General features: G+C 40.8%; 10 protein-coding genes. All 10 read right to left on the reverse strand.

Translation table 11 applies throughout. The features are described 5' to 3' along the window. Positions 1 to 31: 31 nt before the first annotated feature. On the reverse strand, positions 32 to 292 hold the full coding sequence (locus BN997_RS00100) for an RNA-binding S4 domain-containing protein (protein ID WP_042528566.1): 261 nt from the start codon (positions 290 to 292) through the stop codon (positions 32 to 34). Then, on the reverse strand, positions 289 to 1,761 hold the full coding sequence (mazG, locus tag BN997_RS00105; RefSeq protein WP_042528567.1) for a bifunctional methyltransferase/pyrophosphohydrolase YabN: 1,473 nt from the start codon (positions 1,759 to 1,761) through the stop codon (positions 289 to 291). The genes BN997_RS00100 and mazG overlap by 4 nt, the downstream gene beginning before the upstream one ends. After that, positions 1,758 to 3,371 (reverse strand): putative polysaccharide biosynthesis protein, encoded by a 1,614-nt coding sequence (locus tag BN997_RS00110; protein ID WP_042535600.1) that lies wholly within the window; start codon positions 3,369 to 3,371, stop codon positions 1,758 to 1,760. Before BN997_RS00110 ends, mazG begins: the two co-directional genes overlap by 4 nt. Before the next feature lie 159 nt (positions 3,372 to 3,530). Further along, entirely contained in the window at positions 3,531 to 4,064 is a 534-nt protein-coding gene (gene spoVT / locus BN997_RS00115) for a stage V sporulation protein T (protein WP_042528568.1), read from the reverse strand. A 240-nt stretch (positions 4,065 to 4,304) separates the two neighbouring features. Beyond that, positions 4,305 to 7,823 carry a transcription-repair coupling factor gene (gene mfd, locus BN997_RS00120; protein ID WP_042528569.1) on the reverse strand — a complete coding sequence of 1,173 codons (3,519 nt, stop codon included), beginning with the start codon at positions 7,821 to 7,823 and terminating at the stop codon, positions 4,305 to 4,307. A gap of 149 nt (positions 7,824 to 7,972) precedes the next feature. Beyond that, on the reverse strand, positions 7,973 to 8,203 hold the full coding sequence (locus tag BN997_RS00125; protein WP_042535602.1) for an anti-sigma-F factor Fin: 231 nt from the start codon (positions 8,201 to 8,203) through the stop codon (positions 7,973 to 7,975). Between the two features lie 175 nt (positions 8,204 to 8,378). Next, entirely contained in the window at positions 8,379 to 8,942 is a 564-nt protein-coding gene (gene pth, locus BN997_RS00130; RefSeq protein ID WP_042528570.1) for an aminoacyl-tRNA hydrolase, read from the reverse strand. Positions 8,943 to 9,063: 121 nt separating this feature from the next. Next, complete coding sequence (locus BN997_RS00135; protein WP_042528571.1) at positions 9,064 to 9,702, reverse strand: 50S ribosomal protein L25/general stress protein Ctc; 639 nt, start codon at positions 9,700 to 9,702, stop codon at positions 9,064 to 9,066. Between the two features lie 131 nt (positions 9,703 to 9,833). Continuing rightward, complete coding sequence (locus tag BN997_RS00140; protein WP_042528572.1) at positions 9,834 to 10,787, reverse strand: ribose-phosphate diphosphokinase; 954 nt, start codon at positions 10,785 to 10,787, stop codon at positions 9,834 to 9,836. Positions 10,788 to 10,817: 30 nt separating this feature from the next. Further along, positions 10,818 to 12,185 carry a bifunctional UDP-N-acetylglucosamine diphosphorylase/glucosamine-1-phosphate N-acetyltransferase GlmU gene (gene glmU, locus BN997_RS00145; protein WP_042528573.1) on the reverse strand — a complete coding sequence of 456 codons (1,368 nt, stop codon included), beginning with the start codon at positions 12,183 to 12,185 and terminating at the stop codon, positions 10,818 to 10,820. Positions 12,186 to 12,245 lie beyond the last annotated feature (60 nt).

Raw genomic sequence — 12,245 nt, forward strand, 5'->3', positions numbered from 1 at the left:
TGATGGGAGGGACAAGTATAGAACTATATTTTTACTGCTCTATTTTTTCTTCTTTCACAATGGTGTAAAGGGTATCTGCTTCATCTTTACGGACATTTTCCCGCAGTGAATTTACTTTTACCGTAACCAATTTCTGGCCAAATCGAATAACAAGCTCATCCCCTTCAGAAAGGACGGAAGAAGCCTTCGCTGCGTTTCCATTTACAGTGATTCTTCCTTGGTCTGCTACTTCTTTAGCTAATGTACGGCGTTTAATGATTCGGGATATTTTTAAAAATTTATCTAATCTCATCTTTCTTCTCCTCTCATCGCTTGATTTTTCTTCGCTTCTTCCCAATAAGCATCCATTTCCTGCAGAGAAGCTGTTTCAGGACTCTGCCTCTTTTCTTCAAGCTTGTTTTCTATATATTGAAATCGGCTGATAAATTTCCGGTTGGCACGCTCCAGCGCAACCTCAGGATTGACTTTATAGTATCTGGAAATATTCGCTAAGACAAATAATACATCTCCCAGCTCCTCTTCCACATCCGTCAAATCTTTATCCTGAACAGCTTCGATAACTTCATCGATCTCTTCCTTCAAATTCTCCCATACTTCGTCTACATGACTCCATTCAAAGCCGACTTTCCCTGCTTTGGACACAAGCTTATATGCTTTAGCTAAAGCAGGAAGATGTACGGGAATACCGTCCAGCACGGATTCCCTCTCTTTTCCTTTTTCCTGTTTTTTGAGCTCTTCCCAGTTCTCTAACACTGTTTCCTCAGTATCTGCTGTTGCTCCCCCAAAAACATGCGGATGGCGGTAAATCATTTTATCCGAAATCGACTGAATTACATCATCTATCGTAAAATAACCATTGTCCTCGCCAATTTGACTATGCAATAAAATATGCATCAACAAATCACCAAGCTCCTCGACAATATGGTCATCATCTTCTTCATCAATCGCTTCAATCAGCTCATAGACCTCTTCAATCGTATGATGACGCAAGGATTCATGCGTTTGCTTCTTATCCCACGGGCAGCCATCAGGTCCGCGCAAAATCGCCATCACTTCACGTAAGAACGGGAAGGTATGGTGCAGATATCCTTTTGGAACCGGAGGGATATATAGCGTAGTCAAATTGCTGATTTCCATCCGGTGATCCAATTCCTCTAAACGAACTTTTTCAATTTTTTCCGCCCTGCTGCCAGCCGCTTCCACAATATAAACCTCATAAGCAGGCGGCAAATCCTCCAATAAAGTCAGCTTGACCTCGGAGGCAATGAACATGTCATATACCTGACAAACAAATAAATGATTACCGAAATGAAGCTGATCACGTCTGAAATCTGTTCCGTCTACAAATTGAAATCCTTCAATAGGATCAATTTGCATGGCAGTAAATAAGTCATCTAAATAGCTTTGCCCGCCTGCAATCAATACCTCGACCTCGTTCTGCTCCAATAGAAGCTGAACGGTTTTCTCTGCCAGCATAGGATGGCCGGGAACAGCGTAGATAACGGTGTCCTCACTTGTTTTAGCAGCTTCTACAAGCTGTGCTGTAATACGGGCATATACCGTATCAAACTGCTCTTCTTCTTCATAAAGCGTATCAAAAGAAGTAAAAGAGACTCTCTCTGCTTCCAGCACTTTGATAACGGGATGATCATTAGTTCTTGCATAAATCGTTTGCTGTGCTTGCGTTAATTTTCTATATATACCGAGCGGGAGCTGCTCTATATCTCCTGCGCCCAATCCAATAACCTCTATTTGCTTCAAGGTTTTTTCCTCCCTTTATGATAAATACGTAACATGTACGCTGATTTTGGTAAAATACGAATTTGTGCTTCGGTTAATCCGCCTGTTTTTAGCAATACAAAGAGGAATAAACCTGCGCCTGATACCGAAATAAAAAGAACATATATCAGCAGCAGCAGCCTTATATCTATCACAAGTGCAGAAAACATTCTCTGCATCACCAAAAGGTATATAACCATCGATAAGCTCGCTGCAGCCAAGCTTTTCCATGACATTGAACGATATAATGACACGCTTGGCAATTTTCGATATAACTCGATTCCTACAAGCAATAATAACACACTGAGACTTAAAATCGTTGCTATACTCGCGCCATATACCTCAAAATGCGGAATAAGAATCAGGTTACTGCCTACCTTCACTACAAAGGAAATACCGATAAATACAGCTGTTCGCACAATCATCCCCAAGCTTTGCAAAATCGATGCGCCGATAATCGAAATGGTAGACATGCCGATAGCTATAATCAATAATCTTAATTCGCTCGTACCCTGGATATTTTTATAAAGCAGCTGGTTGACCTCCGGGAAAATAATAAATAGCCCTAAAACAGCACCTATGGCGATAAAAATACCAACATGCATGGCTGTTTGAATATAATTCATTACTTGCTCCCGTTGTTTTTTTAATTTCTGATAATTAATCGCCGGTATAATCGCTAAAGCAATGGACGAACCAATGATGGTCACCACCTGAATCAGCGGCTGCCCCCGGTCAAACACGCCTTTCATTTCTTTAGCAGCTATCTCTGCTGCTCCGCTTGCCATCAATCTCGGCACAAATGTAAAAGCATCTGCTAACTGCATGAATAAAAGTGTCATATGATTCATCGCCGCAGCTACCCCAAATAAAAGCAAGGTTTTCACATATTTTTTCCATGGGACAGCTTCCTCCAAAGAAAATGCTTTAACGTCTGCAGGGGAATGCTTTCGATTTTTATAATAAAAGCACACCAGCACAACAAGCGCACTGACTCCTCCCAGCAAGGATGCAAGCACGGCCGTCGTTCCAATGGCATCAATTTGAAAAATACCTTGGCTGACCAGCAGCGCTCCGGCAATAATGGTCCCTACACGAATAAATTGTTCTCCGATTTGCGAAAATGCAGTAGGAGCCATCTCATACTTTCCCTGCTGTATCCCCCGGAATAAAGCCAGTACAGGAACAATCAGGAACACGGCGGCTGTAACTTGATATAAACCAACAAAACGCTCATCCCCAGCTAATCGGGCTAATAATGGAGCTGTAAAATACACGATTGCAATAAGCAAGAGATGAAAGCTCCCAAGAATAAAAAGGATTGGCCGATAGAATCCTCTCCAGGACAGCGCTCTTCCTTTTTCCAGCTCCGTTGCTGTTAGCGAGGAAATAGCAGAAGGGAACCCGTACAATGCAAGCATCGTAGCAATTCCCAATAATGGATAGAGCTGCTGATACATATAAAAGCCGATATCCCCTGTTAAGTTTTGCAATACAATACGATAAACAGCACTAAGCACTTTACTTATCAAACCAGCGATACTCAGTACCACCGCACCTTTAACCAGCCGGCTTGTTTCATTATCTGACATGATAAATTTTTCCTTTTCCAAATGAATTTCTCTCAGTATATCATATCAGGGAGAGAAGCACGTTGCTAAGAAAAATCAAGAAAAAAAGAAGCCTGTCTTCTAGATTGGAGGTAACCTAGAGAAAGCTTCTTCTAGAAAAAATAATAGTAAAAGTATGGTCTATTCCATTTGTTTCGCCAGGAAAACAGATGCCGTCTCTGCCGCCTTCTGTTCTACCTTGCTCAGTTTATCTTCTTTCGAAAAAATCATTACACAGCCGATGGGGTCGCCATTGGCAATAATCGGATGAATCGAATAAGAGTGCAGCTCCTGTTCATTTCCATCTACAATTTCCATCTGGGACTTATCCCCTTCATAAACAGGCGATCGTCCTTCAATAATGTCAGTAATCTTACCGCTCAGCGATTTATTCAAGTACTCTTTTTTAGATTCTCCTGCTACAGCAATAATTTCATCCCGGTCAGTGATAATAACCGGTGCTTGCAAGGATTGAAACAACGCCTCCGCATATTCTTTCGCAAAATGACCCAGTTCACTGATTGGGGAATATTTCTTTAAAATAACCTCTCCTTCCCGGTCAACGAAAATTTCGAGGGGGTCTCCTTCACGAATACGCAAGGTTCTCCGAATTTCTTTTGGCACCACTACTCTTCCTAAATCATCGATACGTCGTACGATTCCTGTTGCTTTCATCTAAGTATCCTCCCTTTCTAAATGACGATTCTGACCTGGATGGAAGGACTTCCTTCCATGATTCATCACCGGTTGTTGTTATAGTATTAAACAACCAGAGATAACTATACATTCCAATTGAAATTTTTGTTATTTTATTTGGAATGTATAGGAAAACCCTCCGCTCCAGCCGTGTTCTTCGCATAAAAAAAGCTGCTCTCTTTTCGTAAGAAAGCAGCTTTTCACTGGTTTATCATATCTTTAACGATTCACATCGCTTAATTTTTTAATGAATTCAATAACGGTATCGTGCCGTTTATAAGCCTTGTCTTTGCTCCATTTAATACCTGCTTTTAAGTTTTGATTTTCGGTGCCCAGACTGACTTGACGATCAAATTGATTCGCCGCTTCAAATAATTTAGAGCCATCAATTTCCTGACTTCTTTCTTCATCGAGCAGCATCGTGATTTTTTGCGGCGCTTCTGTAATGGATTGCACACGCTGTTTCTTCGCATGCATTCTCATAATGCTTACCGTGAATAAATTTTCGACTTCTGCAGGATAATCTCCGAAGCGGTCAATTAATTCGTCTCTTAAATCCTGGACTGCTTCCGGGCTATCCACGTTTTGGAATTGCTTATACATTTCAATTTTCTGTTTCTCATCATTCAAGTATTCATCCGGAATATATGCATCGATTTTTAATGAAATCTCCGGTTCAAACGGCTTAATATCTTCTACTTCTTTTCCTTCTTTGCGGGCATCGATTGCATCCTTCAGCATTTGAGAATACATATCAAACCCAACTGAATCAATAAATCCGTGCTGCTGTGCGCCGAGTAAATTTCCAGCACCGCGAATAGACAAATCGCGCATCGCAATCTTAAATCCAGAGCCGAGCTCTGTAAATTCTTTAATGGCCTGCAATCGTTTCTCAGCCACCTCTGTTAATACCTTATCACGCTGATACGTGAAATAAGCATAAGCTACACGATTAGAACGCCCGACACGGCCTCTTAATTGGTAAAGCTGGCTCAGCCCCATACGATCGGCATGATTGACAATCAAGGTATTCACATTCGGGATGTCCACCCCTGTTTCAATAATGGTCGTACTGACTAAAATATCAAATTCCCCTTCTATGAAACCGAAAATAACATTCTCCAATTCGGATTCATTCATTTGTCCATGCGCAATGGCTACCTTGGCATTTGGTACAAGCATGCCAATATCGCGGGCTGTTTTCTCAATATTTTCTACTCTGTTATGCAGGAAGAAAACCTGCCCCCCTCTGGACATTTCCCGATCAACAGCTTCCCGAATAAAGGATGGATTATATTCCATCACATAGGTTTGAATCGGAAATCTGTTTTCAGGGGGGGTTTCAATAACAGATAGATCCCTTACTCCCAGCATGGACATATGCAGTGTTCTTGGAATAGGCGTTGCTGTCAGCGTTAAAACATCGACATTGGTCTTCAGCTGTTTGATTTTTTCCTTGTGCTTCACACCAAACCGCTGTTCCTCATCGACAACAAGCAAGCCTAAATCCTTGTATTTTACATCCTTTGATAACAGACGATGTGTCCCTACAACAATATCCATATTTCCATCTTCCAGCCCTTTTACCGTTTCATTGGATTGCTTACGCGTGCGGAAACGGCTTAATAAACCAATGTTTACCGGGTAATCCTGGAATCTTTCGCGAATTGTCTCATAATGCTGCTGTGCCAGAATCGTTGTCGGCACCAGAATAGCAACCTGCTTTCCATCTGCCACTGCTTTGAAAGCAGCACGGATAGCAACCTCTGTTTTCCCGTAACCAACGTCCCCACAGAGCAAGCGGTCCATTGGTTTTACTTTTTCCATATCCTCTTTGATTTCTGTGATACACCGCAGTTGATCCTCTGTCTCCTGGTAGGCAAAGGACGCTTCAAATTCACGCTGTAATTCAGAATCTGGTGAGAAAGCGTAGCCTTGCCGGGATTCACGCTCCGAATATAACTTGATTAAATCATCAGCAATGTCTTCCACAGATCGCTGAACTTTGCGTTTTACCTTTGTCCATTCCGTACCGCCTAATTTATATAGCTTCGGTTCCTTTCCTTCAGAACCGACAAATTTCTGAACTAAATCAATTTGATCAATTGGCACGAACAGCTTATCGTCTCCAGAGTAACGGATCAGCATATAATCCTTATGCAGTTTGTTAACTTCTAACGTTTCAATCCCGAGATATTTCCCGACACCATGATTTGCATGAACTACATAATCGCCGACCTTGAGCTCTTGATAATTCTTAATGCGCTCTGCATTCGTAATCTTTGGCTGTTTTCTAGAACGCTTCGTGCGCTGCTTGAACAATTCATTTTCGGTGATAATCGCCAGCTTATGCATCGGGAATTCAATTCCCGAATGCAACTGCCCCACGATAACGGTCGGCTTTTGTATCGGCAGTTTTAATTCTTTTTCCACCTGTGTTTCAATATCATAATCTTCTAAAATAGAATGTACTTTTTCTGCGCGCTGTTCATTTGGTGTCAGAATAACAACCGAGTAATCTCCCTTTTCCCAGCGCTTTAATTCATTTTTAAATAAAGGCATCTGCCCATGAAATTCCTGCATCGTTCGTGTCGATAGATTAATAATATTTTGCGGGTTCGTATTTGGAATATGCCGCATAAACACAGACATATATACACGAGAATGGGAAATACCGTCTATCAATGTATTCCATCCAAAAGAAAATTGACTGCCCTGGACCATTTTATTTCCTTCCAGCAGCCCCGTATACCATTCCAGCTCTTCATGATCTAAATTGGTCGCCGTTTCCTGAATACGGCTCATTTCATCAAAAAAGACAACCCCATTCCGCGGCAAATAGTCTAACAAACTAGCTGGCTCGTTATATAAATAGCCAATGTATTTATACATCCCCTGGAAACGGTTTAATTGTTTAAATTGTTCAATATCTTGTTCAATAACCTCCACAAGCTCTTCTTGATCAGAAGGTTTTTTGACTTTTTTCAATGTATCTGAAAGGGCATCCTCTAGCCGTTCTGCTACTTTCACCATTTCTTGTTTATCTATCAATAATTCTGTAGCAGGGTGGATTATTACCTCTTCTACTTTGTCTAAAGAACGCTGTGACTCCGCATCAAAATAGCGGATAGAATCTACCTCTTCATCAAATAGCTCAATCCGGATTGGATGCTCCTCCGTAATTGGATAAATATCAATAATTCCTCCCCGCTGGCTGAATTCACCAGGGGCGGTAACCATTGAGGCGCCTTCATAGCCCATTTCCACCAAGGAACGCAGATAGGCCTCTACCTCAATGTCTTTTCCTGTTTGAAATAGAAGCTGATATTTATTCCAATATGCTTTTGGCGGCAGCATTCTTTTTAATGCTGCAACAGGAGCGATTAGTATCCCTTTATCTTTCTGTGTCCAAGCAGTTAATGCTTCAATCCGCTGAGCGCGCAATTCAGGGCTCGCTACAGCCATTTCGGAGGCTATTAACTCGTTGACAGGATAAAGATATACCCCCTCCTCATTTGCCAGCTCTGCTAAATCATCATACAGCTGCTGTGCCTGAGCGAGCTGATGGGTAACAATTAATAAAGGACGATTCATGGATTGATGTATGGTGGATAAGAGCAGGCTTCTAGCAGAGCCGCTTAAGCCGGCAACCATCTGCTCCTTCATGCCTGCCAGCAATCCATCCATAATCGACTGAATATCTTCCTGTGATTTTAAATAATTATGAACTGCTTTCATTCGTATTTCCCCTCTAAATTGTTAAAGTATTTTAAAAACGCGCATTGTGCGTGAAAATAGTCGATAAAATATATTTTATTTTTAAGAAAATGGTATATACGGTCATAGGTCTATCCAGAAAATAATCATCAGACCGGAATCCATTCAGGCTATTGTAAAAAATGGTCCAATTCATGATAATCAGGATGCATATCAAGAGCCTGCTGACAGTATTCACAAATGACTTCTAAGCGGAAATAGCCATCTTTTTCAGAGACTATCATTTCTGCTAAATCCTTTTCCTCCAGAAGTTCAAGGAATCGTAAGGTTATATCCATTTCTGTATGCTGCAGCACACCCAGCTCTTTTCCGCAATGTCGACAACCATAGTAGATAACCATCTCATTCACCTCGATTAAAATACAAAAATTTAGAGCGCAGCCTATTCCTTGCTCAGAAAGGATATCTGCACTTTTCATTTAGTTTTAACCGAGAGGAATAAGAATATACCCTGCTTCCATTTCCCACTCAAAAAGGTGGATGAATGGAACTTCCCCTTCAAACCAAAGGTATGCTTTATTGATTAAAATCATTCATCACTTCTACAAAAGGTTTGCCTTCTATCCACGCTTCAATAGCATCAGCTGCATCTTGAACACTTTGTTCAACCGCTTCTTTTTCATCTTTGGGAAACTTCCCTAATACATAATCTACGACAGGAGTTGCATTTACCGGTCTTCCTACCCCTAAACGTATTCGTTTAAATTCTTTTGTTCCTAAATGTTCAATTGTGGAACGAACTCCATTATGACCGCCATGGCCGCCCTTTTGCCGTAACCTGATTTTCCCTGTCGGCAAATCAAGATCATCATAAATAACGATCACGTCTTCTGTCTCTATATCATAATAATCCATCAGCGGCCGAATGGACTCGCCTGACAAATTCATATAGGTTTGCGGCTGTAATAATACAATCTTTTCTCCATTGAAATGTTCAATGGCATAATCCCCGTGAAATTTCGAGTTATTCAGCTTCCATCCATGACGATCTAACAGCGCATCAATCGTACGGAAGCCAATATTATGACGCGTCTTCTTATATTTCCTTCCAGGGTTTCCTAGCCCAACAATTAACTTCATCACCATACCCTCACTTTTCCCTGTCCACAATTTCTGTTAAACGCAATAACCCTTCTTTACGCATACCAGTATTGTATGCGTAAAGAAGGGAGGTATTACTTCTATATTGTTAACTTAAAAATTACTCTTCCTCTGAGTCAGATTTTTCTTTAATGACTTCCGGTTCTGCATTTTCATCTGCTTCTGTGTCTGTTTCTAAATCTTCTTCTGTAGTTGGAGGAACAACGGAAGCGATTGTCGTATCTGGATCATCTAAAAACTCATAGTTTCCAGTTACTTTCAAATCAGAAATAGATAAGCTTTCGTTCACATCCAGGTCAGAGACATCTACCACGATTTCCTCAGGAATATCTTTTGGTTTTGCACGGACTTGAATTTCATAAAACGGCTGCTGTAGTACGCCGCCTTCTTTTTCACCTTTTGATTCACCATCAAGGCGAACAGAAACATCAACGTCCATTTCTTCAGACATATTTACGATATAGAAATCGGCGTGAAGCAAATCATCTTTTATCGGATCTATTTGATAATCATGCAGCATCACATCTACCGTGTCGCCGCCTTCGACTTGAAGTGAAATGATTGCATTTCGTCCTTCATCCCGAACGGTTTTCACTAAATCAACGCTATCTACAGAAATTGTCTTCGCGTCTTTGTCCTTTCCATAGACGACCGCTGGAATTCTACCGCTTTTTCTAATTTCGCTTGTTACTGATTTTGCAAGATCTTCTCTTTTTTTTGCGTTTAATTTTACTGCCATTCGTATCACCCTCCAAGTTGATTAAAAAAATAATATGAATCATTGTTACTGCATATGTTGCATTATTTCTTTTTCTCAATAAAATAAACGGTCAATATAATACATACCCTAAAATGGAACAAGTTAAACCTTTAATCAAAAAGAATACTTACAGATTGCATTTCGTGAACACGGATAATCGCTTCGCCCAGCAGAGAAGCAACCGATAATTCGGTAATTTTATCAATACATTTTTCTTCCGGCAAAGGAATCGTATCTGTGACAACGAGCTCTTTGATTTTTGAATTGTCAATGCGCTCGATAGCTGGTCCAGAAAGTACCGGGTGGGTACAACAAGCATATACTTCTTTTGCGCCACTTTCAATTAATGCGTTCGCAGCTAAGGTAATTGTACCAGCTGTATCAATTAAATCATCAATTAAAATAGCTGTCTTCCCTTCAATGTTACCAATAATATTCATCACTTCAGCAACATTGGGCTTTGGACGTCGTTTATCAATAATACCAATTGGGGCTTTTAAGCGGTCTGCCATTTTTCTGGCACGCACTACACCGCCATGGTCAGGAGAAACAACAATCACATCCTCCAGATTCTTCTGTTCGAAATAAGTAGCTAAAATAGGGACACCCTGTAAGTGGTCAATTGGAATATCAAAGAAGCCTTGAATTTGTGGTGCATGCAGATCAAGTGTAATCATTCGATTTGCTCCTGCTTTTTCAATTATATCTGCCATTAATTTTGCCGTAATCGGCTCACGGGCTCTGGCTTTACGGTCCTGCCGAGCATAACCGTAGTAAGGCATAACAATATTGATTGATTTGGCAGAAGCGCGCTTCAATGCGTCGATCATAATCAGCAGCTCCATAATATTCTGGTTTACCGGTGCTGACGTAGACTGGATAACATATACGTCAGAACCACGCACACTCTCATCTATATTAATTTGAATTTCACCGTCACTAAATTGCGTTACGGTACATTTTCCTAATTTCGTTCCGATTTGAGCTGCAATACTTTCTGCTAATGCTGGATTCGAATTTAACGAAAATACTTTCAACGAAGCGTCCTTATAGTTGGATGACATTCCTCTAACCTCCATGACTTTGTTTGTAGTCTATTTTTTAAACTTCTTTGCATATCCTTCTTTATTTGATTGCTTCGATCTTGCAATGGATAATGCCTCGTCCGGCACATCATTTGTAATTGTCGATCCGGCTGCCACATATGCACCTTTACCAACTGTAACCGGCGCAATTAAATTGGAGTTACATCCAATAAACGAATCATCTTCTATTGTTGTCAGGAATTTATTTTTTCCATCATAATTTACTGTTATTGTACCACAACCGACATTTACACGCTCTCCCACATTAGCATCCCCTACATAACTAAGATGAGAAACCTTGCTGTTGTTGCCCAGAGTCGTTTTCTTCAGCTCTACAAAATTGCCAATTTTTGTGTCGTTTCCAACATTTGAGGCTGGACGGATATGTGCGTAGGGACCAATATTCACTCGATTCCCAATGCGGCTGTCTGCAGCGACACTGAATCGGATCGTTGTAGCTTCCCCAACTTCACAATCTTTTATTTCTGTATGCGGACCAATCTCTGAACCAGCCGCAATGGAGGTATCCCCTTTTAAGACCGTTCCTGGATGAAGATACACATCTGCAGCAATTTTCACATCCGGACCGATATATGTATTATCAGGATCCACGATGGTCACACCATTACGCATGTGCGTCTCATTAATACGCCGTTTCATAATTTTTTCCGCTTCACTTAATGCAACACGATCATTAATCCCTATCGTTTCATTAAATTCAGCTGCTACATAAGCGCTGATACGCTCTCCCTGGTCACCTAAAATTTTAATGACATCAGGTAAATAATACTCTCCTTGTGCATTGTCATTAGACACCGATTTTAAAGCTTCAAATAATGCTTTATTGTCAAAACAATAGGTTCCTGTATTAATCTCATTTATCGTTAATTCCTCTTCCGAAGCATCTTTATGTTCGACAATTTTCTCAACTTCCCCTGCATCATTTCGAACCACCCGGCCATATCCGGCAGGGTTATCTGCAAGTGCCGTCAATATACTTGCTTTAGAACCCGTCTGCTCATGATGTTCAAACAATTTTTGGAATGTTTCTGCACGAATCAAAGGGGTATCCCCGCAAGCTACAATGGTTACACCTTCTTTATTCTGTAACAGTTGTTCCGCCTGCATCACAGCATGTCCTGTGCCGAGTTGTTCTTCCTGTACGACAAAGTCACTGGACGCTCCAAGCTGCTCTCTTACTTGCTCTGCTCCAAATCCGACAATGGTAACTAATTTATCTAACCCAGTTTGTTGTAATTGATCCGCAACATGCTGTACCATTGGTTTGCCAACTACAGGATGAAGCACTTTATATAACTTTGATTTCATCCTTGTTCCTTGCCCAGCTGCTAAAATAACAGCAAATCGATTCGTCATTAGGAAACCTCCATCATCTCTAAATATCCATTTAAAAATATATCGTAAAAAAACCTTTAT

Origin of the sequence: Oceanobacillus oncorhynchi (assembly GCF_000821065.1) — a bacterium.
Taxonomy (GTDB): Bacteria; Bacillota; Bacilli; order Bacillales; family Amphibacillaceae; genus Oceanobacillus; species Oceanobacillus oncorhynchi.

Excerpts from the sequence above, each read along its gene's own strand:
- BN997_RS00100 (WP_042528566.1), bottom strand. The coding sequence starts at position 292 with ATGAGATTAGATAAATTTTTAAAAATATCCCGAATCATTAAACGCCGT.
- BN997_RS00110 (WP_042535600.1), bottom strand. The coding sequence starts at position 3,371 with ATGTCAGATAATGAAACAAGCCGGCTGGTTAAAGGTGCGGTGGTACTG.
- spoVT (WP_042528568.1), bottom strand. The coding sequence starts at position 4,064 with ATGAAAGCAACAGGAATCGTACGACGTATCGATGATTTAGGAAGAGTA.
- mfd (WP_042528569.1), bottom strand. The coding sequence starts at position 7,823 with ATGAAAGCAGTTCATAATTATTTAAAATCACAGGAAGATATTCAGTCG.
- BN997_RS00125 (WP_042535602.1), bottom strand. The coding sequence starts at position 8,203 with ATGGTTATCTACTATGGTTGTCGACATTGCGGAAAAGAGCTGGGTGTG.
- pth (WP_042528570.1), bottom strand. The coding sequence starts at position 8,942 with ATGAAGTTAATTGTTGGGCTAGGAAACCCTGGAAGGAAATATAAGAAG.
- BN997_RS00135 (WP_042528571.1), bottom strand. The coding sequence starts at position 9,702 with ATGGCAGTAAAATTAAACGCAAAAAAAAGAGAAGATCTTGCAAAATCA.
- BN997_RS00140 (WP_042528572.1), bottom strand. The coding sequence starts at position 10,787 with ATGTCATCCAACTATAAGGACGCTTCGTTGAAAGTATTTTCGTTAAAT.
- glmU (WP_042528573.1), bottom strand. The coding sequence starts at position 12,185 with ATGACGAATCGATTTGCTGTTATTTTAGCAGCTGGGCAAGGAACAAGG.